The 24,776-nt window shown below is 58.2% G+C and carries 26 protein-coding genes; 10 read left to right on the forward strand and 16 right to left on the reverse strand.

Features of this window, described 5'->3' with window-relative positions; all coding sequences use genetic code 11:
• Positions 1-20 precede the first annotated feature (20 nt).
• Both IE089_RS01470 and IE089_RS01475 read left to right on the forward strand, forming a co-directional pair.
• Entirely contained in the window at positions 21-1,373 is a 1,353-nt protein-coding gene (locus IE089_RS01470) for a sodium-dependent transporter (protein ID WP_189474483.1), read from the forward strand.
• A 29-nt stretch (positions 1,374-1,402) separates the two neighbouring features.
• A complete protein-coding gene (locus IE089_RS01475; protein ID WP_189474485.1) occupies positions 1,403-2,791 on the forward strand; it encodes an alanine/glycine:cation symporter family protein in 1,389 nt (462 codons plus the stop codon).
• On the opposite strand, the gene cls is transcribed toward IE089_RS01475, so the two are convergent.
• Positions 2,788-4,233, reverse strand: a complete 1,446-nt coding sequence (gene cls, locus IE089_RS01480) for a cardiolipin synthase (RefSeq protein ID WP_229802525.1) — start codon at positions 4,231-4,233, stop codon at positions 2,788-2,790. The two genes, IE089_RS01475 and cls, sit on opposite strands and share 4 nt — an antisense overlap.
• A 120-nt stretch (positions 4,234-4,353) precedes the next feature.
• Here cls and IE089_RS01485 point away from each other — a divergent pair, with 120 nt between their 5' ends.
• A complete protein-coding gene (locus IE089_RS01485; RefSeq protein WP_189474487.1) occupies positions 4,354-4,782 on the forward strand; it encodes a hypothetical protein in 429 nt (142 codons plus the stop codon).
• Between the two features lie 7 nt (positions 4,783-4,789).
• Here the strand turns inward: IE089_RS01485 and IE089_RS01490 are convergent, their stop codons facing one another.
• The 4 genes from IE089_RS01490 to IE089_RS01505 are packed head-to-tail and all read right to left on the reverse strand — an operon-like array spanning position 4,790 to position 8,416.
• On the reverse strand, positions 4,790-5,704 hold the full coding sequence (locus IE089_RS01490; protein WP_189474489.1) for a tyrosine-protein phosphatase: 915 nt from the start codon (positions 5,702-5,704) through the stop codon (positions 4,790-4,792).
• A gap of 2 nt (positions 5,705-5,706) precedes the next feature.
• Positions 5,707-6,066, reverse strand: a complete 360-nt coding sequence (locus IE089_RS01495; RefSeq protein ID WP_189474491.1) for a nuclear transport factor 2 family protein — start codon at positions 6,064-6,066, stop codon at positions 5,707-5,709.
• A gap of 19 nt (positions 6,067-6,085) precedes the next feature.
• Positions 6,086-7,207 (reverse strand): acyl-CoA dehydrogenase family protein, encoded by a 1,122-nt coding sequence (locus IE089_RS01500; RefSeq protein ID WP_189474493.1) that lies wholly within the window; start codon positions 7,205-7,207, stop codon positions 6,086-6,088.
• Positions 7,208-7,213: 6 nt separating this feature from the next.
• Complete coding sequence (locus IE089_RS01505; protein WP_189474495.1) at positions 7,214-8,416, reverse strand: acyl-CoA dehydrogenase family protein; 1,203 nt, start codon at positions 8,414-8,416, stop codon at positions 7,214-7,216.
• A gap of 204 nt (positions 8,417-8,620) precedes the next feature.
• On the opposite strand from IE089_RS01505, the gene IE089_RS01510 reads away from it, so the two are divergent.
• Positions 8,621-9,370, forward strand: coding sequence for an SDR family NAD(P)-dependent oxidoreductase (locus IE089_RS01510; RefSeq protein WP_189474497.1), 750 nt, complete (start codon positions 8,621-8,623; stop codon positions 9,368-9,370).
• Between the two features lie 73 nt (positions 9,371-9,443).
• Positions 9,444-10,625 carry a pyridoxal phosphate-dependent aminotransferase gene (locus IE089_RS01515; RefSeq protein WP_189474499.1) on the forward strand — a complete coding sequence of 394 codons (1,182 nt, stop codon included), beginning with the start codon at positions 9,444-9,446 and terminating at the stop codon, positions 10,623-10,625.
• 8 nt (positions 10,626-10,633) lie between these two features.
• On the opposite strand, the gene IE089_RS01520 is transcribed toward IE089_RS01515, so the two are convergent.
• Together IE089_RS01520 and IE089_RS01525 are read right to left on the reverse strand one after the other, a co-directional pair.
• Entirely contained in the window at positions 10,634-11,686 is a 1,053-nt protein-coding gene (locus IE089_RS01520) for a S1C family serine protease (protein WP_189477285.1), read from the reverse strand.
• Between the two features lie 11 nt (positions 11,687-11,697).
• The gene (locus IE089_RS01525) at positions 11,698-12,414 is read right to left on the reverse strand and encodes a DUF1499 domain-containing protein (protein ID WP_189474501.1); all 717 of its coding nucleotides are present in this window, start codon (positions 12,412-12,414) and stop codon (positions 11,698-11,700) included.
• Between the two features lie 227 nt (positions 12,415-12,641).
• Here IE089_RS01525 and IE089_RS01530 point away from each other — a divergent pair, with 227 nt between their 5' ends.
• Entirely contained in the window at positions 12,642-13,412 is a 771-nt protein-coding gene (locus IE089_RS01530; protein ID WP_189474503.1) for a glucose 1-dehydrogenase, read from the forward strand.
• 35 nt (positions 13,413-13,447) lie between these two features.
• On the forward strand, positions 13,448-14,149 hold the full coding sequence (locus IE089_RS01535) for an EthD domain-containing protein (protein ID WP_189474505.1): 702 nt from the start codon (positions 13,448-13,450) through the stop codon (positions 14,147-14,149).
• Here IE089_RS01535 and htpX read toward each other — a convergent pair.
• From htpX to IE089_RS01565, 6 genes are all read right to left on the reverse strand, one after another.
• Positions 14,127-15,008, reverse strand: coding sequence for a protease HtpX (gene htpX / locus IE089_RS01540; RefSeq protein ID WP_189474506.1), 882 nt, complete (start codon positions 15,006-15,008; stop codon positions 14,127-14,129). The two genes, IE089_RS01535 and htpX, sit on opposite strands and share 23 nt — an antisense overlap.
• A gap of 83 nt (positions 15,009-15,091) precedes the next feature.
• Complete coding sequence (locus IE089_RS01545) at positions 15,092-15,514, reverse strand: hypothetical protein (protein WP_189474508.1); 423 nt, start codon at positions 15,512-15,514, stop codon at positions 15,092-15,094.
• A gap of 80 nt (positions 15,515-15,594) precedes the next feature.
• A complete protein-coding gene (locus tag IE089_RS01550; RefSeq protein WP_189474510.1) occupies positions 15,595-16,311 on the reverse strand; it encodes a J domain-containing protein in 717 nt (238 codons plus the stop codon).
• A 15-nt stretch (positions 16,312-16,326) separates the two neighbouring features.
• Positions 16,327-17,010: a VWA domain-containing protein gene (locus IE089_RS01555; RefSeq protein ID WP_189474512.1), complete on the reverse strand. Its 684-nt coding sequence runs from the start codon at positions 17,008-17,010 to the stop codon at positions 16,327-16,329.
• Between the two features lie 18 nt (positions 17,011-17,028).
• A complete protein-coding gene (locus IE089_RS01560) occupies positions 17,029-17,220 on the reverse strand; it encodes a hypothetical protein (protein WP_189474514.1) in 192 nt (63 codons plus the stop codon).
• 110 nt (positions 17,221-17,330) lie between these two features.
• Positions 17,331-19,322, reverse strand: a complete 1,992-nt coding sequence (locus IE089_RS01565; RefSeq protein WP_189474516.1) for an alkaline phosphatase D family protein — start codon at positions 19,320-19,322, stop codon at positions 17,331-17,333.
• 127 nt (positions 19,323-19,449) lie between these two features.
• Here IE089_RS01565 and msrA point away from each other — a divergent pair, with 127 nt between their 5' ends.
• Positions 19,450-20,112, forward strand: coding sequence for a peptide-methionine (S)-S-oxide reductase MsrA (gene msrA, locus IE089_RS01570; RefSeq protein ID WP_189474518.1), 663 nt, complete (start codon positions 19,450-19,452; stop codon positions 20,110-20,112).
• Positions 20,113-20,133: 21 nt separating this feature from the next.
• Positions 20,134-21,231 (forward strand): DNA polymerase IV, encoded by a 1,098-nt coding sequence (gene dinB, locus IE089_RS01575; protein ID WP_229802526.1) that lies wholly within the window; start codon positions 20,134-20,136, stop codon positions 21,229-21,231.
• A gap of 31 nt (positions 21,232-21,262) precedes the next feature.
• On the opposite strand, the gene IE089_RS01580 is transcribed toward dinB, so the two are convergent.
• Positions 21,263-21,985, reverse strand: coding sequence for a 16S rRNA (uracil(1498)-N(3))-methyltransferase (locus IE089_RS01580; protein ID WP_189474522.1), 723 nt, complete (start codon positions 21,983-21,985; stop codon positions 21,263-21,265).
• Between the two features lie 3 nt (positions 21,986-21,988).
• Positions 21,989-23,305, reverse strand: coding sequence for a 30S ribosomal protein S12 methylthiotransferase RimO (gene rimO, locus IE089_RS01585; protein WP_189474524.1), 1,317 nt, complete (start codon positions 23,303-23,305; stop codon positions 21,989-21,991).
• A 106-nt stretch (positions 23,306-23,411) separates the two neighbouring features.
• On the opposite strand from rimO, the gene IE089_RS01590 reads away from it, so the two are divergent.
• Positions 23,412-24,185, forward strand: coding sequence for a crotonase/enoyl-CoA hydratase family protein (locus IE089_RS01590; protein ID WP_189474526.1), 774 nt, complete (start codon positions 23,412-23,414; stop codon positions 24,183-24,185).
• Positions 24,186-24,218: 33 nt separating this feature from the next.
• On the opposite strand, the gene IE089_RS01595 is transcribed toward IE089_RS01590, so the two are convergent.
• Positions 24,219-24,722 (reverse strand): DUF2244 domain-containing protein, encoded by a 504-nt coding sequence (locus IE089_RS01595; protein WP_189474528.1) that lies wholly within the window; start codon positions 24,720-24,722, stop codon positions 24,219-24,221.
• Positions 24,723-24,776 lie beyond the last annotated feature (54 nt).

A 24,776-nucleotide genomic window follows, 5' to 3' on the forward strand; every position in this document is an offset into this window, starting at 1 on the left:
AAAATATTTGGAGACGTAACATGGCAGCTGGCGGAGCACACGCCCACTGGTCATCCCGTTTTGCTTTCTTGATGGCCTCAGTCGGCTTTGCCGTAGGCCTTGGCAACATTTGGCGCTTTCCCTATGTGGCCGGGGAAAACGGCGGCGCCGCCTTTGTCATTGTGTATCTGGCCTGTGCCTTTTTTATCGGTGTTCCCATCCTGATGGCAGAGCTTATGATTGGCCGCCGGGGCCAAGCGAGCCCACCTATCGCCATGGCCGATGTGGCGACCGAGAGCGGGAAATCCCGTCAGTGGCAATGGATCGGGGGCATGGGGCTGCTGGCAGCCTACACCATAGAGATCGTATACGCTGTGGTCGTCGGTTGGGTGCTCTGGTATCTCTACAAGGCCATCACTACGGGTTTTGTGGGTGTGGATGCGGAGATGGCCGGCCTGGAGTTTTCTGCCGTGCTGTCAGACAACTGGGGCATGTTGTTCTGGACGATCACGGGGCTGGCGCTCACAGGATTGATCATTTACTCCGGCGTCAAAGACGGCATCGAGCGGGCGGTGAGCTTTATGATGCCGCTGATGTTTTTGCTGCTGCTGGGGCTGGCCGCCTATAACTATTTTGCTGGCGGCTTCGCCGAGGCGGTGGAGTGGCTGTTTACACCGGACTTCAGCAAAATCGGGCCAACGACTGTCCTCGCCGCGATTGGTCAGGCGTTCTTCTCTATTGGCGTCGCAATGGGAGGGATGATGACCTACGGTTCCTACCTGCCCAAGGACATCAAGCTCACCCAGTCGGTGTTGATCATCGTGGTCGCCGATACCGCTGTGGCCATTCTGGCTGGGTTGGTTATCTTCCCCGCCGTGTTCAATAACGGACTGGACCCTGCTGCCGGTGCTGGCCTGATTTTCCAGACGCTGCCGGTCGCATTCGCACAGATGCCGGGCGGCTATGTCTTCGGTGTCTTGTTCTTCATCATGCTGTCCGTGGCTGGCATTACCTCCATGGTGGGGCTTATCGAGTGCGTTAATGCCTGGATAGAAGAGCGCTATGGGATTCTGCGTCACAAGAGTGCCGTGTTGGTGGTGTCTTCCATCGCTGTATTCAGTGTGCTCAGTATTCTGTCCTATAACGTGATCGCCGATTACACCGTTGCCGGTCGCAACCTCAACGATACGCTGGACTACTTCTCTAACCAGATTCTGTTGCCCGTGGGCGGACTGCTCATTGCGGTGTTTGCTGGCTGGGTGATGACACGCAAAAACAGTCGCGATGAATTCAATGCCCTGGGAGACCGTGCCTATAGCATTTGGTATTTCCTGATCCGCTTTGTCGTTCCGCCGGCGCTGCTGGTAATTTTCGTGATGGGTGTGAGTGAATAACTGACAGCGCGCTGCGCACTGGGGGATTTATGCTGGGCACCATTAACGATTTCTTGTGGGGACAGGTGCTGGTGATTGTACTGGTGGCCGTCGGTGTCTTGTTCACGGTGGCGTCCCGCTTTGTGCAATTCCGCTACTTTGGGCGCATGTTCAAGGTCCTGGGTGGTGCAATGCACCACGAGAAGGGGCATGTCAGCTCCTTCCAGGCGCTGGTGGTGAGTGTTGCCGGCCGCGTGGGCAGTGGCAATATTGCCGGTGTGGCGGTAGCGATTACCCTTGGTGGGCCTGGCGCCGTGTTCTGGATGTGGTTAATTGGCCTGATGGGTATGGCCACGAGCTTCTTCGAGTGCTCACTGGCGCAACTCTATAAGCGCTACGAGCCTGATGGCACCTACCGCGGTGGCCCCGCTTATTACCTGACGCACGGTATTAACCAGCGCTGGCTGGCGATTATCTTCTCCGTGCTCCTGTTGATTACTTTTGGCTTTGGTTTCAACGCGGTGCAGTCCTATGTGGTGGCGACATCACTGAATGCCTCCTTTGGTGTTCCGGCATGGATCACCGGTTCGTTGATGGCTGTGCTTCTCGGTGCGACTATCTTTGGTGGCATCAAGCGGATCGCGGTGGTGGCTGAGGTCATTGTGCCGGTTATGGCTATTGGGTATTTCCTCGCGGCCATACTGGTGATTGGTCTGAACCTGTCCGAGGTGCCAGCAACGCTGGCCTATATTGTTCGAAGTGCGTTCGGTCTGGAGTCCGCCGTCGGTGGCGGTATCGGTGTTGCCATCATGCAAGGGGTGAAGCGCGGGCTGTTCAGCAACGAGGCGGGCTTGGGCAGTGCGCCCAACGTGGCTGCAGTGGCACAGGTCCCGCATCCAGCCAATCAGGGTATTGTTCAGGCATTCAGTGTGTTTATCGATACATTGGTGATGTGCACCTGCACTGCGCTGATCATCCTGCTGTCAGATGTGTACGAGCCCGGCGCAGCGGGCGTCTCCGGCGTGGCCCTGACGCAAGGCGCACTGGCCAGTCACGTGGGTGACTGGGGAGGAAGTTTTGTGAGCGTGGCGCTGGTGCTGTTTGCCTTCTCCTCCATCATGTACAACTACTATCTGGGCGAGAATGCCCTGAACTACTTCAGCGAAGACAATCGCAGCCTGTTCAATGCCTTCCGTGTTGCAGTGCTCGGGCTCGTTGTGTGGGGGTCTATGCAGGACCTTGGCACCGTGTTCGGTTTTGCCGATCTGACCATGGGGCTGCTGGGCCTGGTTAACCTGATTGGTCTGGTCTGGATGTTCAAAATTGGAATGCGGCTTCTGCGAGACTACGAGGCAAAGAGTGCGGATGGTCAGCAGCCTCGACTGAACCCGGAAGACTGGTCAGATCTGGATATTGATCCCCGCGCCTGGCGCGATTAGAGCAGGGGCGATACCAGGCGAGCTGCTGCCATAGCAAAGACAAACCAGAACGGTTTGTTGGCAACGTCTTCGCGTGTCACTTCAAAGGCCTGGGCCATGTCCCGTTCCAGCATATCGCCAACTTGTGCGGCAAACGCCTGATCGTGTATAAGCGCAGTGATCTCGAAATTCAGCCGGAAGGAACGGTTGTCGAAGTTAGCTGTACCCACACCTGCCAAATCATCATCCATCAGGAAGACTTTCTGATGCATGAACCCGCCCTGGTAGCGATAGACCTTCACCCCGGCGGGTAGCAGTTCACTGGTGAACGACCAGTTCGCTGTACCCACTACCGGGCCGTCTGGCTCGTCGGGGATGATCAGACGCACATCGACACCTCGCAGTGCCGCTAATTGTAAGGCGGAGATAATGGCGCGGTCGGGTACAAAGTAGGGACTGGCTATCCATATCCTGCGTTTCGCATAAACAATGACCTCGTGATACATCAGCCCCGCTTCTTCGAACTCGCTGGCGGGATCCGACGGGAACACCAGCACCTTGCTATCGCCCTGGGCTGTGCTGTCAAAGTTCCAGTCGATGGGCAGGTGCTCCTTGGTGGCCCAGCGCCAATCGGTCGCGAAGGCCAGCTCAGCGCCCAGGACAGCGGGGCCTTCTAGGCGCAGATGGGTATCGCGCCAGTGCCCAAATCGTTTGCTCTTGCCCAGGTATTCCACGCCAATGTTGTGGCCGCCAATCCAGGCCATGCGGTTGTCGACCACGACAACCTTGCGGTGGTTGCGGAAATTAAGCTGGAAGCGATTACGCCGGCCCTGTGTGGTATTAAAAGCCGCCACGTTGACGCCAGTCATTCGCAACTGGCGATAGAGCCTGGACCGTGGAAACTGCCGGCTCCCGATTTCGTCATAGAGAAGGAATACATCGACCCCGGCCTTCGCCTTATCGATAAGCACGCGGCCAAGCTCTCTGCCCAGCGCGTCGTCGCGGATAATGTAAAACTGGAACAGGATATAGCTCTCAGCGGATGCCAGCCCGGTAAGGATGTCATCGAACGTGGCCTGACCATTGATCAGTAGCGTGACACGGTTGCCCGTAGTCGAGGGTAGGTGAGCGAGGTTGTAGAGGCTGTTGTACAGCGGGAAGTCGGTGGAGGGCGCAATGATGTGTTCTTCGATGTTTCCGCGCGTCTCACGCAGAAGTTTGAGGGTCTGGTCCTCAATTTCTACACGCTCTTCGAGGTAACCGTCGAAACGGTTACGACCAAAGACAAGGTAAAGGGGCAGGGCGACAATGGGAAAGGTTAACAGGGAAATAGCCCAGGCTATGGCTCCCTGAGCCGTCCGCGCCTCGAGAATGGCTTCAATCGCGGAGATCAGCGAAACCAGCAGCAATACAACGGCCAGCGCAGCGGTGGTCTGGCTGAATAATTCGTATTCTGTATTCACCGCTCTAGTGTAGCAGTGCTGGGAGACAGCCGCCGGTACGCAAGCGCGATAGCCTGGGGTATAGTGCTTTCGCAGTACGGCGCAGCCGCCGAATGACGCCAGAGAAAGGGAGCGACCACCATGCGCAAAATAATACTCACGGTAGCTGCGTTACTGATGTCCAGAGCCATCTGTGCTCAGGACGATTACGTTGACGGTAGTTACTGGACGGTAACGGGCGTGGATACTTTTCCCGGTCAGTTTAATGCTTATTTGACCGACCTCAACGGAGCCTGGCGTAAAAGCATGGAAATGCTGATTGCCGATGAGAAGGTGCTCAGCTACAAGCTGCTCAACAATGTGAATCCGCGCGAGGGTGAACCCGATCTTTGGTTGATGGTGGAGTGGTCCTCGGGCGCCGCTTACATGGATACGCCCAGGGACTACTGGGACGCCAATGCGCGCAAGTTGTTTGGGTCCATGGACAATGGCGCGCAGGCCAACAAAGCCCGCGGCGAAATGCGGGAAATCAAGAGCAACATCCTGCTGCGGGAACTGCGCTTTAACTAATCAAAACTCATGCCGGCACGGGCTCCAGTAAGGCAGCACGTAGTCGGCTGATATCATCTTCAGTCAGGCCCAGCCCTTCACGAACATAGGTGTCGAAGTCACCGTAATCCGCATCGATCTGGCGGAAGGCGGCTTCCAACCACTCCGGTTCGACGCCCATGATGCGCGTCAGCTTGTCCGCCACCATATCGCCCTTAAACAGGCGCAACAGGAAAATATCGCGTTTGCGTGCCTCCAACGCATAGGCCTTGCTCTTGAGGTAGTCCTGCATGACTACCGACTCGGGTACACCGACAATGCGCAATATCAGTGCAGAAGCAAAGCCTGCGCGATCCTTACCGGCGCTGCAGTGCCACAGCACGGGCTGGCCGTTGGCATCGAGTAACTCACCAATGAACTGCCGGTACTGGGGCGTAAACCGCGATGCAAACTGTCGATTGGCTTCCAGCATGAACCCGTCGGGATCAAAGTCGTCGAAGTTGCCGTTTTCAATACGGGCGATAATTTCGTCAGCGACTGAATGATCACCGCCATCCATTGTAGGGATTGCTACGGTGGCAAAACCTGAGGACTCCGGCAGTTTGTCTGGCTCCTCGGTCTTCTCTGCCTCTGAGCGAAAATCGATTAGACGGTTCAGGCCCAACTGCGACAGTGCCTGCCTGTCGGCGGCCGTGGTCTCATGCAGTGCGCCAGAGCGGTACAACACACCCCAGCGAGTGCGTAGTCCGTCTTCAGTAGGGTAACCGCCCAGGTCTCTGAAGTTGGCCACGCCGCCAAAGTTCAGTACCCGGTGCGCCTCGCGCTGTGTCTCGGGCAGGGCCGCGGGTACGACGACCGGCGCCGAGGGAATAAACTGAATAACCGCAATGACCAGTAGGAATAGGCCAAGCAGTACATACTTCAGAGAAGCACGCGAAGCCATGATTAACCCTGCGTCATGTTGTCGGGGCCCCAATAAGCTCGCATGTGGCTGACCTTGCCTTCGTCATTGAACTCGAACACGTCGATAATGTTGATGGTGAGGTCGCCAACCTTCGCCTGAAAGGGGAATGCAGCGCTGTTACCCGCGCAGCGAACCTGGCCATTCAATGACAGGCTTGGACCATTGGCGATGGCGCCCTCATAAAAAGCCATGATGGCGTCATAGCCCACGTAGGGATCACTGCCAACGGGGTCTTCTACAATAGCGTCAGAGGCGTACATCGCCTGAATGATGGACATGTCTTGCTCATTGAAGGCCCGCATATACGACTCGACCACGCCGATCATGTGCGCATTATCCATAGTCTTACTCCTTAATTGATCAATAGCCGCTGAGTGTGGCGTAGCGGTCACGGTGAAACGCGGTGTCGCCCAGCATCTGCATGCTAACGCGGGCGCGCTTGAGGAAGAACCCAATCTCCAGCTCATCGGTCACCCCAATGCCACCGTGCATCTGTACGGCCTCATTGGTGGCCCATTCAGCCAGGTCATTAAGCCGTGCTTTTGCGAGGCTAGCGGTCAGGGGCACCTGCTCGGGGGCGTCGTCGATGGCGGACAGGCCCTGCATAACGACGGAGCGGCAGAGCTCGATCTCCGCCTGCAGTTGTGCGGCGCGGTGTTGCAATGCCTGAAAGCTGCCGATCAATGCGCCGAATTGCTCACGCTCTTTAAGATAGGCCACGGTTCGTTCAAACACTTCCTCAACCAGCCCCAACATTTCTGCACTTAAAGCCAGCCTGCCCCGGTCCAGCGCTTGCTCAAGAGCAGCGGCGCAGTCTTCAGTGCCACCGAGGCGCTGCGACAGCGGTACGGTTACTGCGTTCAGTGTGAGGTTCGCCGCATTGCGGCTATCCACCATCACAGTGCGCTCCCTCAGCAGCCCCGGCGTGTTCTCGGGTATGGCGTAGATGCCCAGACCGTACTGGTCTTCTGCAACAACCAGCAACAGCTCCGCGCTGTGCCCGTCGGCGACGAATACTTTCCGGCCACTGATAACGGCGTGTTCATCGTTGCACTGCGCGGTGCAGCCAGTGTCGGCAGGTGCGTGGTGATGCGATTCGTCTAAAGCCAGCGCCACCGTCAGCTCACCTGTGGCAATGCGCGGAAGGTAATGTTCTTTCTGCGACTCGGTGCCGGCAAACAGGATGGTATTGCTTCCAAGCACCGCGCTGGCGAACAGCGGCGATGCGGTGAGTGTGCGACCGGTTTCTTCCAGTACGCAGCCCAGTCCCAAAAAACCAAAATCCAGCCCGCCATAAGCTTCGGGCAGAGTGACGCAGGCCCAGCCCATCTCGGCCATCTCTGCCCAGAGATCGGCTTGATAGCCCAGGCTATTTCGCTCATCGCGCAGTGCGCGCAGAGCAGCCACCGGGGCGCTGCGCTGCAGGAACTCCCGGCTGGTGTCGCGCAGCAGGCGTTGCTCTTCATTCAATACCAATGGCACAGCGGTTTACTCCTGCGGCAGTTCTAGGACAGATTTGGCGATCACGTTTAGCTGGATTTCCGAACTGCCACCGGCGATGGTCATGGCCTTGGACATGGCCCACAGACGCAAAGTGTCGAGTTCCTCGTCGGTAAAGCTGTCACCTTCCCAGCCCAGTCCACGGCTGCCCATGATTTTAAGCAGCAGTTCGCTTTTGGTTTTCTCGGCTTCAGTGCCCAGGTATTTCATCACCAGCGGAGCAGGGCTACGAACACCGGCTTGCCGTTCTTCGAAACAGCGCATATGCGTGAGGCCAATGGCGTGCATCTGCATATCGTAGTCCGCCAGTTGGCTGCGCAGCTCGGTGTTGGTCAATTTGCCAGTGTCGTCTTTTTGCAGGTATTGCTCGGCCGCCTCACGCGGGCTGACGACTTTGCGGGGTGAGTCTGAGCCAATCTCCGCCATCAGCTTGCGCTCGTGCACCAGTAGCGCCTTGGCCACGGACCAGCCCTTGTTCAGCTCTCCCACCAGGTTCTCGCGGGGCACTTTCACGTTGTCAAAAAAGGTCTGGCAGAACTCAGACTCGCCACTGATCAGCTCAATAGGGGTGGTGCTGACACCCGGCGAGTGCATATCGATAAGGAGAAAGCTGATGCCCTCCTGCTTTTTGCCCTCGGTGGAGGTGCGAACGAGGCAGAAAATCCAGTCACAGCGATCGGCCGCGGTTGTCCAGATTTTGCTGCCGTTTACCAGGAAGTGATCGTCATGTTCCTCGGCACGGCATTGAAGGCTGGCAAGATCTGAGCCGGCTCCAGGTTCTGAGTAGCCCTGAGCCCATCGCGTTTCAGCTTTTACAATGGCGGGAAGGTGCTGTTCTTTTTGCGAGGTGTTGCCGTACTCGAGCAGGGCGGGGCCTAGCATCCATAGCCCCAGGCCATACAGAGGCGTGCGTGCGTTGATGCGCTTCATTTCCTGCTTAATGATGCGTGCCTGCTGGGCGTCCAGCGCAGCGCCGCCGTACTCTCGGGGCCACTCAGGCGCCACCCAGCCTTTATCACGCATCCGTTCGTACCAGAGGCGGGCATCCTCTGACGGGAAGCTACCGCTACGCCCGCCCCAGAACTGATCGGCCGCCACCGCAGGTTGGCGCTGTGACTGTGGACAATTCTCCTCAAGCCAGTCTCTCACTTCCTGCCTGAAAGCGTCCGCAGTTGCACTACTGTGTGTCACGTGGCAATTGTCCTTTACTCCATAGCGAGTAGGGCAGGTTAGCGTTAGGCGCAGGCATGGCAATGGCCTTTCGAGTCAGGCCCGGTGACATTTGTGGACAGCGCGGAAGGTGCAGCGTGGGTTGGTTTATTGCGGCGAACTGGGCGCCTTGACCGTTTCGGGGGGGCTGGGCATTCTCGCTAGTCATAACGATAAGGAGTGGTGATGAAACGATTTCAGGATAAGTCAGTGATGGTGACGGGCGCGGGCAGTGGTATCGGTAAGGCCGCCGCGCTTCGCATAGCGTCTGAGGGAGGACGAGTCTTCTGCGTAGACCTGAATCAGGAGGCGCTGGAGGCGACAGTAGCCGAGATAACCGCGTCGGGTGGCGATGCCCAATGGCATTTGTGCAACGTCGCCGATGTTCAACAGGTGGAAGATACCGTTGCCGCCTGTGTGAAGGCCTATGACGGCCTTTACGCGTTGGTCAATATGGCCGGCATTCTGCGTTTTGACGATACCGAGCGCCTGAAGCTGGAAGACTGGGATAAGATCATCGCAGTGAACCTCACGGGCACAATGCTGTTGTGCAGGGCGGTCCTGCCACACCTGGTGGAGTCCAGCGGCAGTATCGTTAATGCGGCATCGACGGCGGCCTTGTCTGGTCTGCCGTCGGGTGCAGCCTACTCAGCCAGCAAGGGCGGTGTGCTAGCGATGACACGCAGCATTGCCATTGAGTATGGCAAGCGTGGCGTGCGCGCTAACTGTGTTTGCCCTGGCGACATTAATACAGGTATGACAACGGGTATTGATTACCCTGACAACATGGACTTCGATCTGATTCCTCGCATTATGTCGCTGACCGGTGTGAAAGGCCCTGAAACCGTGGCAGGTGTAATTGCCATGCTGGCTTGTGAAGACGGCATCCACATTACCGGCGAGGATATTCGCGTCGACGGGGGCACATTATCCTGATGCTGTAAATAGCGGCATAGTGCGTGGGGCGCGGCTATAATCCCCGCCTGCCCCAGTTCTGCCGGAGTCCGCTATGACCTTTGATGCTTCCTACAGCGCCCTGTCTCACCGTTTACTCGATGAGGATGCCGGCGGCTGGGAGATTCATGATCGGGCAGTAGAACTTCAACGTGATGGCGAGGATGTCATCATGTTGGACGTGGGTGATCCTGATTTCCGCACACCTGAGCCCATCATCGACAATGCGGTGAGCCACCTGCGCGTCGGTCGTACTCACTACTCCCCCGCGTTGGGTGAGTTGAAATTTCGCCGAGCGGTAGCCGACCTCGAAACCCAGACCTCGCCCCACCCCTGCACCGTGGATGAAGTGGCTATTTTCCCCGGCGCCACCAATGCAATTCATGCGGTGATGTCATGCCTGCTAAATGCCGGTGATGAGGTCATTATTCCAGAGCCCATGTATGTGGGTTACATGCCAGTTATGCGAGCGATAGATGCCACGGTGGTCAACGTGCCGCTGGATGTGAACGCGCAGTTCGCGTTGGATGTTGATGCGATTAAGGCGGCTTTCAGCGAGAAAACGCGAGTGCTGTTTATCAACACGCCGGGCAATCCCACTGGGTGCATTGTCAGTGCTGAGGTTCTGCGAGAGCTGGCTGCGTTTTGCCGGGAGCGCGGAGTGTGGCTGGTCTGTGACGAGGTGTACTCCATGTTCACCTACGACGGGCTGCATCGTTCAGCCCGCTCTTCTGTGGCTCATCTGGACAACATTGTCATGATCGACGGCCTGTCCAAGTCCCATGCCATGAGCGGATGGCGTATGGGATGGGCGGTGGCACCACCGTCGTTGGTCGAACGGTTGGGTGCCTATGCCACTGCCACACTGTTTGGCTGCCCGCAGTTCATACAGGACGCGAGCGCATTTGCCTTGGAAAACGATCAGGCTTATGTCATCAGTATGCGCGAAACATACCGCGAGCGGCGTGACTTTGTGTTGGAGTCATTGGCGGGGATTCCTCAGCTGCGCTGTGTGCGCCCCGACGCCGGGATGTTCGTCATGTGTGACGTCTCGGGCACCGGTATGGATGGCCGGGCATTCGGGCATGCACTGCTAGAGGCACAACGTGTATCCGTGGTACCCGGTGATGCCTTCGGAGAGACAACGCGTAACTTCGTGCGGATCGGCCTGGCGCAGAACTATCCGGTATTAAAGAAAGCTTGCCAGCGACTCACCGCATTCTGTGAATCGCTGTAGGTCAATGCCTATTGCGATTCGGTGAGTGTTACCTCGAATCGCATTTCCTCATCGCCGCGTCGTGTGGTGACAGTGACCACCTCTCCGACGTCGCTGGCCTCGAGAACACTCAGGTAATCATCGTGACGCCGAATGAGCGTATCGTTAATCTGCGTAATGATATCGCCCAGGGTTATGTCGCCGCGACTATTGCGATAGGCGCCGCGCAGCCCAGCTTCGTCTGCGGGTAAGCCGGGGAATACGCGCACTACGGGCAGTCCTTCGATGCGATAGCGGCGTATCCAACGATCGCTGGCCAGCTCAAGGCCCATGATGGGGCGTTGGATGCGGCCGAAGCTGATGAGCTGCGGCACGACATCTTTGACCGTGTTTACAGGTATGGCAAAACCGATGCCGGCGCTGCCGCCGCTGGGGCTGAAAATTGCGGTGTTCACGCCCACCAGTTGTCCCAGAGAGTTCAACAGCGGCCCGCCGGAATTGCCGGGATTGATAGCGGCATCGGTTTGTATCACGCCGCGTATTTTTCGGTTACTAGGAGATTTGATCTCGCGCCCCAGTGCGCTCACTACGCCCGTGGTTAGCGTGGTATCCAGTCCGAAGGGGTTGCCAATGGCGAGTACCTTGCGACCCACCGTCAACTCTGAGGAATCACCGAGTGGCAGGGTGACAAGATCATCGGGTGGCTCGATCATGCGCAGCACGGCCAAATCTTTTTCAGGTGCGATACCGATCACTTGCGCGTCATACTCCTCACGGTCCTGCAGGGTCACCGTGAGCCGTTGCGCACCGGCAATCACGTGGAAGTTGGTGACGACCAAGCCGCTGGCATCCCAGATAAAGCCCGTACCCGACCCCCGGGGTATCTCCTGCACGTTAAGGGAGAACAGATTCCGCCGCAGGGCCTTGTTGGTGACATAGGCGACGGCCGGGCTGGCCTTGCTGAAAATCTCGGTGCTGTTGGCTTCGTCTTCTGTGGCAAAGCTGAGGTAGTCGACCTCGTCTTGCGCGAGTGCACCTGTGGCAAGTGCACTGAAGAGCAGTACTGTGAAGAGATTGCGCAGCACGTTTCAGCCTAGCGTGACTGGAAGCGAGTCAGAAAGTCACCGATGCGCGCGGCGTTGGCGCCCAGATCACTCTGGCCCACGCGGGAGACTGACCGCAGATCAACCAGGGTGCCTTGCTCATCAGTGGTTACCCTGATTGCAACATCATCTTTAAAGTTCATGATGCGAGTGGTATCCACCGCTTCTATAACGCCCGCATTAAGGTCTTCACGAATGATCTCCCAGCGCATGTCTTTAGCCACGGCAACCGCGTTGGCAAAGGCTTCCTCCAATGGAAGATCCGATCGTAGTGTTTTCACCTCCGGATAAGCCGCCAGCTGTGCATTGATGACATCCGCATCGACCTTGACGGGGTTGGCATCGGGGCCGCGTTGCTCAAGCGCCGCGACAAACTCCGGTGGATTGACGACATCGGTAGAGATGTCATGAATAGGCGGTATCTCACCCTGATTGCCCAGCAGTGAAAGTAACAGCAGGGCACCGGGCAGTGCGAACAGCGTGCGCTTGAAGATGTCGGGACGGAATTGGGCGTAGCGCGGCAGCAGCAACAGCACCAGGGCAACAACCACTAACAACGCGGAACCGGCGCAGGCCAGCGCGTAGAGTGATAGTCCCTGCTGCCATGCCCCCGAGCGTACAGTCAGAACCGCAATAGGTAACAGCAGCAGCAGTGCGATTCCCAGGTAACCCTGTGTGTTAACAATTCTTGACTGGCTTCGGTGCATGACCATAACGGCTCCCGGTTTGGCTGTGTTTGCAGGTGGGGCACAAGAATACACCCACACCCCACTCTCTGCGAGGGTCCGCAGGCGGTTTAACTGGGCGGTACTGTCGCTCGCTTTTGCCGGCAATGAACGACACTGGCTGTACCGGTGCAGGGTGCTTAGTTACTCTGCTGACCTTTTGGTGGGCGTAGAGGCTCATCGTTTTATCGAGGTAATGGAGAAACATCATGGGGCGCGTAGCGGGCAAGATTGCCATCATCAGTGGGGCAGCCAGCGGTATGGGCAAGGCAGATGCAAAGCTGCTTGCCAGTGAGGGAGCGAAAGTTGTGGTCGCAGACCTCAATGAGGCAGATGGGCAGGCTGTGGCCGATGACATTGGCGAGAACGCTGTCTTTATGCGTCTCGACGTCACCGACGAGGCCAACTGGGAGCAGGTTGTTGCAGATACCGTCGAGAGGTTTAGCGGTTTGGATATTCTGGTCAACAACGCCGGCCTGATGCAGCTGGGCAGTGTGGTCGACACCGAGCTTGCTGATTTCAAAACCACCCATGCCGTGAATAATGAGGGCGTGTTCCTGGGCTGCAAGCACGCTATTCCCGCCATGGCCGACAGCGGCGGTGGCTCTATCGTGAATATGTCGTCGGTGGCTGCGCTGCACGGGATGTCCTTTGTATTGGCTTACAGTGCCAGCAAGGGTGCGGTGCGGGCGATGACCAAGAGTGTGGCGATGTACTGTAAGGAACAGAAGAACGGCGTGCGTTGTAACTCAATCCACCCCGACGGTGTTAAGACGCCAATGGTCGTCAAGGTAGCCTTGGGTAAGGACACAGCTACCCAGGAAGACATCGATATGGTCGCCAGTGGTGCCAATATGTGCGAGCCGGAGGATATTGCCAATCTGGTCCTGTACCTGGCCTCGGATGAATCTCGCTTCATCAACGGGGCTGAAATGGTGATCGACGATGCCGCAACGATCACCCCACCCGTAGGCGTCTAAAGCGCCTGGTCACAGCCGCAGTCTGAGGAAGCCTCATGGAAAAAGTCGTTAGTCTGCTGTTTAGCGACCTGCCCGGTGACGCACTGCGCGATGAGTTGCTCACGCGTGTGCTGCCTGCGCTTCGGGCCCACAACTGGGTGCACACGGTGCGGCTCACTGTCGCCGACAGTGACGTTGAACCGGCGGACGCCAAGCGCATGGGGGCAGCGGCGTTGCCCTGCGCTGTACTGTCCCTGTGGTTGGATGAGGCCAGGCGGCTGTCCGAGGTGCAACCTCTTTGGGACGACCTGTGCAGTGCGATTCACAGCTATCAGGTGGTGGAGGCGGAGCCACTGGTTAATGCGCGTACGCCCGCTGACGGTGTCACCCGCGGCGAGGGCTTTTGCCAGTTGGCGCTGATCAAGCGCCCTCAAACCATGGACCTCCCCGGGTTCATCGCGGTGTGGCAAGGCAGTCACACCCGCATTGCTATCGACACACAGTCCACCTTTGGCTATCGGCAGAATCGCGTTGTGAATGTGCTCTCCGATGGAGCGCCTGATTGGGACGCGATCGTAGAAGAAGACTTTCCCGAGGCCGCAATGACCTCGGATCACGCCTTTTACGCGGCCTCAGACGATGCGCAGTTGCAGCAGCGCCAGGAAGCCATGATGAGCAGTTGTGCGCGGTTCATCGACTTTGAGCACATCTGCGTGGTGCCGATGAGCGAATATCTCAGCCGGCCTGCAAGGCCCTGATACGATCTTCCAGAGGAGGGTGCGACCGGAACAGGCCGCCCACTCCCTGCTTTAGCTGCTCGCTGATACCAAATGCGGTCATCTCACCTGGCAAGTCCTGGGGCTGGCCCTGCTCAAGCTGAAGACGCTGCAGCGCTGCGATCATGTCGGCATTGCTGGTGAGCGCTCCGCCCGCAGCATCCGCCCGGTATTCCCGCCAGCGGGAGAACCAGAACACGATCATGCTGGCCAGCGCGCCCAGCACCAGTTCCGCAACGATAGTCACCACGTAGTAGCCCAGGCCGTAGCCGCGTTCTGTTTTAAACACGACGCGATCCACCGTGTGGCCGATAATCCGCGCCATAAACATCACGAAAGTGTTTACCACACCCTGAATCAGGCTCAAGGTAATCATGTCACCATTGGCAACGTGCCCGATCTCATGGGCAAGAACCGCTTTCACCTCGTTGGGGCGAAATCGCTGTAGCAGCCCCGCAGAGACGGCCACCAGCGCGTCATTGCGGTTCCAGCCGGTTGCAAAGGCATTGGCGGCCTGGCTGGGGAAAACCCCGACTTCCGGCATGCCAATACCGGCTTCCTGTGCCAGCTCAGCCACGGTATCCACCAGCCACTGTTCGTCGCGGTTTCTGGGGGTCTCGATGATCTGTGTACCGGTGCCGCGTTTCGCCATCCACTTGGATATCAGCAGTGATATCAGAGAGCCACCAAACCCGAACAGCGCACAAAACACCAGCAGGGCTTGAAGGTTTAGGTCTACACCGTTGGCGGCGAGGATGCCCTGAAAGCCCAGCAGGTTGAAAACCAGACTGACCAGTACTAGGACTGCCATGTTAGTGGCCAGGAACAACAGGATACGCATCGGGTATGCCTCCGGGTCGGTGTGACAAAGCCGGCGTCAGCGCCGGCGTATATGGCTTGATATGGGGTCGAGGCGTGTGAAAATCAAGCCAGCGATTCTGCGTTGGCCGGCGATTCTGCCTCTTCCTCGACTGCCGCTTGTGCAGCCGCCTGCCCTTCAGTGGGGGCAGCGGTATCATTGTCATTGGGCTGCGCGGTGCTTTCTTCGCCGGGCTCAGCCGCTAATTGCAACTGGGCTTCTGCGGCTTGCGCGGCAATTTGCTCAGGCGTCAGGGGCACCGGGATATCACTCACTTCCAATACGGGCTCACCGCGCTGTGTCAGTTCGGCGGCGAGGACTTCGCCGCGCAGCTCCACGTCTTTGGCACTCAATTCGAACAAGGTGTTGATAGCTTCATCCTGGTGCTTGGCGCGCATCACGGTCCGCGGTTCCGAGCCGTTGACCCAGTGCTTACTCTTACCCCAATAGTGCCCAAGTTGATTGCGTACGACGTACACCTCGGTCATAGCTCAGCCTTTATCTGTGTTGAAAGTGGCGCGCAGTTTACGGATTGCCACTGCGACAAGCCAGACTCATTCTGACGGGATCAGCCCAGCAGTACATCCTTGGCGCGATTGATTTTGGCAGCCAGGTAGTCATTGCCGCCGCGGTCGGGGTGCAGCTTCTGCATCAATGTCCGGTGTGCTGCAACTACCGCGTCTTTGTCAGCGCCTTCCTCCAGGCCCAGCACTTCCAGTGCCTCGCTGCGGCTCATATCACCGGATTGACCGGCGGGCGGCGGGTCAGTTTCGAACGGCCCGTCAGCACCGAAGCGTTGCTCGAGGTAGCTATCCAGCAGTTGCAGGGCGTCAGCATCCTGCGCCTCGCAGTGCTGATAAAGCTGCTTCAGCTGATCGGTATCCAATTCATCCAATTGCCAGTCTTTGAAGGGGCCCAGTAGCACTTCGCCCGACAGAGCGCCACTGTCATGGTCAAGGTGCATACGGAGTGTGTCGGTATTTACGGTGGATTGCTGGCCCTGTGAGGGCCCCTGCGACGATTGGCCGCGCAGGCTGGCCAACATGGGGAAAAATCGAATCAGTGTTGGGAGTAACTGGCGGACCATGACCAGCAGGCCCGTGAGTGCAGCGCCCACCCAGTGCATCTTGCCTGCGAGCGTCAGCCCGACCACGGCCACTACGGCAATCCCGAGTCCCAGCTTGATGAATTCAGCCCGTCGCTTGTGGGGCGGCATTGCCTGCGCTCGGCGAAACAGGATGTAGATAACAGCCGCAACGGCCAGCAGTAAGATCAGGCGGGGCACAGTATCCTCTCGGTGCTACTTTAATTGCTGCAACAGCAGTTTATCACCGGAATCGCTGCTGTTTTCCAGTGCTTTTCTGCCGCCGGCTGCATAGCGTCCCACGGCGCCAAGCAGTTTCGACAGGGCATCGGCACTGCTCTGGTCAAAGCGTGCCCAGGCGCCTTTGCTGAGTCGGGCCATGGTCTTCAGGGTTTGCTCAACGTCTACAGAGCTGCCTTCCTGAAACAAAAACAACGGCATTCCCACCATGCCGCACTGCCCGGCAAGGTTACACAGGGTGTCGGGATTCTCTTCGATGGCATCGCCGATAAACACCAGCGCGCGCACCGTACCGGACTTGTTCTCCGCAAGGGCATGACGCAACAGGCGCGCAATTTGAGTGTGGCCGCCCTCGCAATAAACACGACCCATGGCGCTACCCAGTGAGCCGGGATCGCTAAGCCACTGACCGGCATGAAACTCGTTGAACCCGCGGTAATAGCAGAGTTGAACGCTGAGTTGGGCAATCGCCGCGCTGGCGTCAAACATGCTGCGCTGCAATTGACAGGCCGTATCCCAGGTCGGTTGGCGACTGGCGGTGGCATCGATAGCAAAGATCAGTCGCGGCTGTTGCCCCACGAATCGGGTGATGTCGCGGCTCTTCTTTAGAAACTGCTGCACTTCGCTGCTGCTGGAGCGAGGCACCGGTGTTTTGGGCATGCTAGCCCCGTGGTGTGATTACTCTGTGTGTATTCTAACGGGCTGTCGCAGCTTGGCCAGTTCGGTCAGAAAATGTCGGCGCTGCTGCAGTTCTGAAACGGCCAACAGAATTTGCTCACGATTGAGGCTATCTGCGGTGGGCGTCTCACTTACCAGTTCCCAAAGTTTGCGGCTGCATAGGGCGCTGGCATCAAAAACCTGATCATTCATCGGCGGTTATTTTCCATTCACTCTCCGTATCTTCTGCTGAGGCTAACGCGGCGGTGTGACAGTACTGTGACTAGCGCCAGGCCGTATTATCGCTTCGGATCGTAGCGCGGTTACAGCACAGAGAAAGGGAAGGGCTTTTCACCGCTAAACTCGGGGCCATCGACAACAGGTGGTGCATCGCCTTCCCAGGCCGCAACGCTAAAACGCGCAATGCTGGCCGGCAGCGGTGCATCGTCGAACGCCTGCGTGAGATCGGGCATGGTCACCAGAGAGACATCCAGGCTGTCGGGCCCGAAGCGGGCGAGACCGTAGCCCTTGGCGGTGGTGTCGACAAACGACAGCCCCGGGTTGGCCTCGTTGGGGCCCAGCCAGTCTGACACTGCGCCGATGCCCACCTTGTCGTAGGCCATGGATGCCAGCACTCCCTGCATCAATGTCATATTCCAGGTGGGCAGCTCGCCGCTGTCACCCTCTGTGTACACCAGGGGTTGGAACCCGGGATTGCCGCGGCGCGCGACGTCAGCCACGTTGTCATACAGTGAGGTAGAGCTGATCCCGGCAACCGAGAAGTCAACACATACCGGTGGTTGTTCTGGTTCGCTAGCGGATGCGTGAATAGCGCCTGCTGCGTGCATGTGGTGATCGCCCGATAGCGAAACAAGGCCAGTGACGCCGTCTTCACGTAACTGCTCAAGAAGCAGGGTCATCTCATACGGGTAGCCCGCCCAGGGGTCGATGCTGAATACGCTGTCCTCAAAACCCGCCATGGGTACGGTCGACATGTCGATGCGCAGGGGCAGTAGGGGAAGAGCGTTTCCCCATAGCTTCCAGCGCGCGGTGGACTGCGAGAGGCTTTCCAAGAACCACTCTCGTTGCTCCAGTCCCAGGCAGGTGCCTGGTTCGCGATCGACGGCGGGGTTTTCGGCTTCAGCGTAAGGCAAGACAGCCGGGGGAGAGCCATTATTGTAGGCCTTGCCCCCATCGGCGATCTCTACCAGGCGCACTGTGTTCATGGGTAAGCCCAACTTCTCGGCGAGGTGCTCTGGCAGTGAGGCTTCGGATCGATAACTGCGTGTATCAGTGAGAAAAATGTCTATGTGGGCGCCCCAGCGTAATCGGCGGTAAATGCTAATGCTGCCTACGGCCGCCGCATTGGCGTCGCTTTCATTGGGTGGTAAGTCGACACTGGCGAAGTCATGTGCCTGACTGCCGGTAGCCTCCGATAGCACTGCAGGTATGAATTCAAACCAGGCCTGGTTCGCATCCAGTTTCCGCTGTGGCTCGAACAGCGGCTGCTCTCCATAGGTGCTGTAAGCCTGGAAACAGTTATTGCTAAACTCGTGGTCATCCCAAATACACAGGAACGGCCAGCGCGCCCGAGCCTCTTGCAAATGCGGATCGCGTAGATAGGTTTTGTAAAGATGGCGATAGTCCGCAAGGCTAACCGCATGCCGGTTGTCCTCCGTTTCCTGGCCGTCGGGGAAGGGCGGTACGTAGCGTGATTGGGGGCCGCCATCCAGACGTTTATGCCAGCTTCGCTCGTAGATGAAGTCTCCGAGGTGCAGAACAAACTCGATTTGTTCTTCCGCGGGCTTGTTTTTGTCGTCTTCCAACATGCGCGCCCATGAGCCGTAGTAGGCTTGCTCATAGCTCTGGCAGCTGGCGAAACCCAGATTCACGGGGCTATCGTCCGTATGGGCGCGGGCGGTCATCGTGCGCCCCAGGCGTGATGTTGTTCCCTGTCCACCGACAAACCGGAAGAAATAGTGGCGGCCGGGTTCCAGTCCATCGATGCAAGCGCGTACGGTGTAGTCAGCCTCCGCTGAAGCCTCCAGCAGGGTCTCAAGGATCGGCGCGTCGAAGGTGTCGTCGTCGCTCACCTGCAATAACACGGGCGCGGTCGGGCTCGCGTCGACTGGCACAGCGCGGGTCCACAACATCACGCTGTCACTGCGAGGATCTCCTGAAGCAACGCCCTCGTCGAATTTGAGCGCGGATGAGATCTCGGGCAGTGCACTGGCGCGAAGCGCAGGGGCGCCCAGCGTTGCCAGGAAGGTACTCCCGGAGATGACGCCCATGAAGGCCCGCCGTGAAATCGCCATGCGTGAATATCCCTGTTGTTCGATCGATAGCAGCAGCGGCCCATGCTAGCCCAGTGCACGTTAGTGGGAAACCACTGGCTTCGATTCAGGTGTGGGCGGAGATGATGAGCAGAGCTATAATTCAGGTATGAGCTTATTTGATATCCGCAAAAAACACATGATGCCCACCGCTGAGACCGCGCTACCCGGACGCGACGAGTTGATGCCTGTTCCAGAGACTCACTTTGTGAATGGCCAGCCACTGAAGGGCCCCTTCCCTGATCATCTTGAGCAGGCCATGTTTGGCATGGGGTGCTTTTGGGGAGTGGAGCGTTTGTTCTGGCAGCTACCCGGCGTGTATACAACCGCAGTGGGATATGCAGCCGGGTTTACGCCCAACCCTACCTATCAGGAGGTTTGCACGGGAAAAACCGGACACAACGAGGTGGTGCTCGTCGTATTCGACCCTGACCAAATAAGTTATCAGGAACTTCTCAATACTTTCTGGGAAGGTCACAACCCGACCCAGGGAATGCGTCAGGGTAACGATATGGGTACCCAGTACCGATCCGGCATCTATACCTACGGCGATGAGCAGTCGGAGTTGGCACGGACATCGATGGCGCCTTACCAAAGTGCACTGGCCGCAGCCGGTTACGGAGAGATCACCACTGAAATTCTCCCGGCCCCCACGTTTTACTATGCCGAGGAGTACCACCAGCAATACCTGGAAAAAAACCCCGGCGGCTACTGCGGTTTGGGTGGCACCGGTGTGACCTGCCCTGTGGGCGTAGGTGTCGCCGCCAACTAGCGTGTCACCTTGGCGGCGACAGTGACGCGCCAGCGCAAAATCATTCACGTGGATGCTGACTGCTTTTATGCAGCGGTGGAGGTACGTGAGCAGCCAGAACTCGCCGGTCAACCCCTCGCTGTAGGAGGGCGGGCGAGTCGTCGCGGCGTCATCGCTACCGCCAGTTACGAAGCCCGGGAGTATGGCGTACGCTCGGCCATGGCTTCTTCTCGCGCGCTGAGCCTTTGCCCGCAGCTCGTTATCTTGCCCCCGCGATTCGATCTGTATCGCAGCGTGTCACAGCAGTTCCATGCGATCTTTCGCCAGTTCACTGACTGCATCGAGCCACTGTCGCTGGATGAGGCCTACCTCGACGTCAGTGATTGTCAGGCATTTGAAGGCAGCGCCACCCTGATCGCAGAAGAGATACGTCGTCGTGTCCGCGACGAGCTGGGCCTAACGGTTTCAGCGGGAATTGCCCCTAACAAGTTTCTGGCCAAGGTCGCCAGTGATTGGCGTAAACCTGACGGCCAGTTCACGGTGGCGCCCGCCGCAATTGCAGAATTCGTTGAGTCATTGCCGGTCAAGCGCATCAATGGTGTCGGTAAAGTCATGACCGCAAAGCTTGCGGATATGGGAGTGACTACCTGCGGCGATCTGCAGCAGGTGCCCCTGGCAACACTGGTAAAGCGCTTTGGAAAGTACGGTCAGCGCCTATCCGAGCTAGCGCGCGGCGAGGATGAACGCCCCGTGCAACCGGCGCGGGTGCGCAAGTCAATCAGTGTTGAACGCACGTTTTCGGATGACATTACTGCCCCGGAAGATATGCAGCTGGCCGTTGCCGATATTGTGCGCGAACTGCAGCAACGCTTTGGCAAAATCGCTGATCGCTACATGCCGGTCAAGCGCGTTGTGAAGGTGAAATTTCGGGACTTCAAGCAAACCACGCTCGAAGAGATATTGCCGGACGATGGCAGCCATTGGGATGACATTAGCGCCTATCAGCGGCTATTGCAGGGCGCTTGGGCCAGGGGTGGTAGGCCGGTGCGTTTGCTGGGCGCAGGTCTAAGACTAAAGCCATTGGGCGATGAGAACGACGAACAGTTGACGCTGTTCGGTGAAGCCCAGATGGCAGAGTGATGCCACAGGCATGTGCGGTAATGCGCTGGGACTATCGTTTGAGAAGTATCGCCTGCGCGCCGATTGCCGCTGCCACCGCTGATTCCACCCTCAGCACGCGTGGGCCGAGTGATACCGCTTCGCAGCCCGCTGCCTGGCACAGCTCAACCTCATAAGGAATGAATCCGCCCTCGGGGCCAATCACCAGGACGCTGGGATTCTCGCTGGTGGGTGCATACACCGGGTAATCGCCCGGGTGTGCGACCACCGCCGATTTGCCCTCGCAAAGTGTTGGCAGCAAGTCCTCCGCAAACGGCTTGAAACGTTGGTGCAGGCTGACGCTGGGCAGCAAGGTATCGCTGGCTTGTTCCAGTCCTTGCAGCAAGTAGGTCTCCAACGAAGGTTGATTCAGCAGCGGCGTTTGCCAAAAGCTCTTTTCGACTTTGTAGCTGTTAATCAGGTGAATGTCGCTGACCCCATACTCGGCGCAGGCGCGCAGTATGCGGCGCAGCATTTTTGGTCGCGGCAGTGCCAGCACCAGTGTTGTCGGCAGTTTCGGCGGTGGCGGCTGTTGTACTGACACCGCCAGCTCGGCATAGTCCTGCGTGATGTGTTCAATGGTGCCGCTGCCGCATAGGCCACCGAGTTCGCCCACGCGAATCTGGTCACCTACCTTCACTCTGAGCGTCTTCATAAGATGGTCAAAACGACGGCCAGAGATTCGGATGCGATGTTCGCCGCAAACATCCTGCTCCGTGAAAATCAGAAGATTCACGCCTTACTCAACCCAGAGGTCATACTCATCGGCGGCGGTGACGACGCCCTCAACGAAGTCGCCCGCCTGCAGCCCGCTGGCGCCTGGCATGTGTACCAGGCCATCAATCTCGGGTGCATCTGCCATGGAGCGACCGATGGCGCCGTCTTCGCCGCAATCATCAACCAGTATTTCGATGGTCTTACCGACCTTGGCCTGCAGCTTGTGCGCACTGATGCGTTGCTGCACCGCCATAAACTGCTCCCAGCGTGCCTGCTTAACGTCCTCTGGGACGTGGTCCGGCAGTTCGTTCGCGGCCGCGCCTTTGACCGGTGAATACTGGAAGCATCCGACCCGGTCGAGTTGTGCCTCTTCGAGGAAGTCCAACAGCGTTTGGAACTCTGCCTCAGTCTCGCCGGGATAGCCCACGATGAAGGTGCTGCGCAAATTGATCTCCGGGCAGACATTGCGCCAGTGTGCAATGCGGTCCAGTGTCTTCTCTGCGGCAGCCGGACGTTTCATGCGCTTAAGCACGGAGGGACTGCCGTGCTGCAGGGGGATATCCAGGTAGGGCAAGATCTTGCCGTCGGCCATCAAAGGAATGACATCGTCTACATGGGGGTAGGGGTACACATAGTGTAGGCGAACCCACACGCCAAACTCTCCCAAAGCCTCGCACAGATCCAGCATACGTGTTTTTAATGGCCGGCCGTTCCAAAAGCCGGTGCGATAGCGGGTGTCCACGCCGTAGGCACTGGTATCCTGGGAAATCACCAATAACTCGCGAACGCCCGCGCGTACCAGGCCCTCAGCTTCCTGCATGACATCACCGATAGGGCGACTGACGAGATCGCCGCGCATCTGCGGAATGATGCAGAACTTGCATCGGTGATTGCAGCCCTCGGAGATCTTCAGGTAAGCATAGTGCCTGGGTGTTAATTTGATGCCTTGGGGTGGCACCAGGTCGGTAAAGGGGTCGTGGTTCTGGGCCGGAGGCACGTACTCGTGCACCGCACCCACAACTTCCTCATAGGCCGCAGGGCCCGTGACGCTCAACACTTTGGGATGCAGGGCTTTGATGTTCTCAGCATCATCGCCCTTGCCCATACAGCCAGTGACGATGACTTTGCCATTTTCTTTCAGGGCTTCGCCAATGGTATCCAGCGACTCCTGCTTGGCGCTGTCGATGAAGCCACAGGTGTTAACGACCACGATCTCGGCGTCTTCATAGCTGGGCACAATGTCGTACCCGTCCATCTTGAGCTGGGTAAGGATGCGCTCAGAATCTACCAGCGCTTTGGGGCAGCCCAGTGAAACGAAGCCGACTTTGTTTGAGGCCATGGCAGGACTCCGGGAGGCTTAGCGGCGCATTATAGCGCCGCTACGCGTTTTCGGCGCTACCGCGCGGTGCTAGGCTCTGTTTTCCGAAAAGGTGTTTGAGGCGCGTATGAGCATAGTTGTGAGTCACCAGGACCGTGTCACCATCGTGACCATTACTCGAGCGCAGGCGCGCAATGCCGTTGATGGTCCGACTGCGCAAGCCCTTGCCGACGCGTTCGAAGCCTTTGATCGTGACGAAAACTCCGCCGTCGCCATCCTGACGGGCGAACAGGGTCACTTCTGCGCCGGCGCTGATCTAAAGGCGGTCGCCGCGGGCGAGGGTGCCAATCCCATGGAGCGTGAGGGTATCGCACCCATGGGGCCCTCTCGCATGGTGCTTTCCAAGCCGGTGATAGCGGCTATCAGAGGGCACGCGGTGGCGGGTGGTCTGGAACTGGCATTGTGGTGTGACCTGCGTGTTGCCGAGGTCGATGCTGTGCTGGGCGTGTACTGCCGTCGTTGGGGGGTGCCACTGATTGATGGCGGCACGGTGCGACTGCCCCGCTTGATAGGCCACAGCCGCGCCATGGACCTTATTTTGACCGGGCGCCCCGTAGCCGCTGACGAGGCTCTGGCCATGGGGCTGGTGAATCGTGTTGTGGAAAAGGGCGAGGCCCTGGATGCGGCCCTGGCATTGGCGCAGCAGCTCTGTGAGTTTCCCCAGCGGTGTCTGCGCTCTGATCGCCTGTCTGCAATGGAGCAGTGGGGTGTGTCAGCAGATGCCGCGCTTCAGAACGAGTTTGAGCGTGGACTTTCAGTGGTGGCGTCTCGCGAGACGCAAACCGGAGCCGCGCGCTTTGCCGGCGGGTTGGGTCGCCACGGTGACTTTAGCGAGATCTAATTCGTTCGCCCTTAGTCCGCCGCAACTGCGGGACTAAATATGTGTTTGGCTGGGTGTGCTGTAGGTGCCCACGCGCAGCTCAGGTCTCAAGAGCGCTAGCAGCTCCAGGCAATCGTCTCGGTTAAGAAATTCCCCGACACGCACTTGCTCGCGATTGTCATGCAGGGCAATTGATGGGCCTTCCCAAGGATGGTTTTCCGGCGTGATGGCCAAGCTGGATTCGGCGCGGTCGAACTGCCACGTTTTTCGGGGTGCATAGAACCCTTTGTCGATACGCAGTGCTTTGTCACTGAGCGTAATCACGTGACGGTATTCCAGCTTCCAGTTCACGTAGTACAGCGACACGCCCAGCGCCGTAATCTCCAAGCCCGCGAATGGCAGAATGGGCCAGGCGCCGAAAAAAGCGAACACCGCTGCGATTCCCAGTGAGGGCACCGCCAGCGCCAACAGCACCAGCTGATTGTTACGCCAGGTGGAGGAGTGATTGGGTTTGAGCACAATCATCAACTTGCTGGACGAACGGCTTGTCGTAACCACGGTGACGGTCCTTTTCAATTGGGCTGATTCTAGCCAAACTGTGCGCCCTCGCAC

Source organism: Parahalioglobus pacificus (assembly GCF_014652275.1).
In the GTDB taxonomy this organism is placed as follows: domain Bacteria; phylum Pseudomonadota; class Gammaproteobacteria; order Pseudomonadales; family Halieaceae; genus Parahalioglobus; species Parahalioglobus pacificus.

Coding starts and splice junctions, on each gene's coding strand:
- IE089_RS01510 (WP_189474497.1), top strand. CDS start 8,621: ATGAAACGATTTCAGGATAAGTCAGTGATGGTGACGGGCGCGGGCAGT.
- IE089_RS01545 (WP_189474508.1), bottom strand. CDS start 15,514: ATGACCGAGGTGTACGTCGTACGCAATCAACTTGGGCACTATTGGGGT.
- IE089_RS01560 (WP_189474514.1), bottom strand. CDS start 17,220: ATGAATGATCAGGTTTTTGATGCCAGCGCCCTATGCAGCCGCAAACTT.
- IE089_RS01470 (WP_189474483.1), top strand. CDS start 21: ATGGCAGCTGGCGGAGCACACGCCCACTGGTCATCCCGTTTTGCTTTC.
- htpX (WP_189474506.1), bottom strand. CDS start 15,008: ATGCGTATCCTGTTGTTCCTGGCCACTAACATGGCAGTCCTAGTACTG.
- IE089_RS01530 (WP_189474503.1), top strand. CDS start 12,642: ATGGGGCGCGTAGCGGGCAAGATTGCCATCATCAGTGGGGCAGCCAGC.
- IE089_RS01475 (WP_189474485.1), top strand. CDS start 1,403: ATGCTGGGCACCATTAACGATTTCTTGTGGGGACAGGTGCTGGTGATT.
- IE089_RS01525 (WP_189474501.1), bottom strand. CDS start 12,414: ATGCACCGAAGCCAGTCAAGAATTGTTAACACACAGGGTTACCTGGGA.
- msrA (WP_189474518.1), top strand. CDS start 19,450: ATGAGCTTATTTGATATCCGCAAAAAACACATGATGCCCACCGCTGAG.
- IE089_RS01555 (WP_189474512.1), bottom strand. CDS start 17,010: ATGCCCAAAACACCGGTGCCTCGCTCCAGCAGCAGCGAAGTGCAGCAG.
- IE089_RS01485 (WP_189474487.1), top strand. CDS start 4,354: ATGCGCAAAATAATACTCACGGTAGCTGCGTTACTGATGTCCAGAGCC.
- IE089_RS01590 (WP_189474526.1), top strand. CDS start 23,412: ATGAGCATAGTTGTGAGTCACCAGGACCGTGTCACCATCGTGACCATT.
- IE089_RS01495 (WP_189474491.1), bottom strand. CDS start 6,066: ATGGATAATGCGCACATGATCGGCGTGGTCGAGTCGTATATGCGGGCC.
- IE089_RS01535 (WP_189474505.1), top strand. CDS start 13,448: ATGGAAAAAGTCGTTAGTCTGCTGTTTAGCGACCTGCCCGGTGACGCA.
- IE089_RS01515 (WP_189474499.1), top strand. CDS start 9,444: ATGACCTTTGATGCTTCCTACAGCGCCCTGTCTCACCGTTTACTCGAT.
- rimO (WP_189474524.1), bottom strand. CDS start 23,305: ATGGCCTCAAACAAAGTCGGCTTCGTTTCACTGGGCTGCCCCAAAGCG.
- IE089_RS01565 (WP_189474516.1), bottom strand. CDS start 19,322: ATGGCGATTTCACGGCGGGCCTTCATGGGCGTCATCTCCGGGAGTACC.
- IE089_RS01490 (WP_189474489.1), bottom strand. CDS start 5,704: ATGGCTTCGCGTGCTTCTCTGAAGTATGTACTGCTTGGCCTATTCCTA.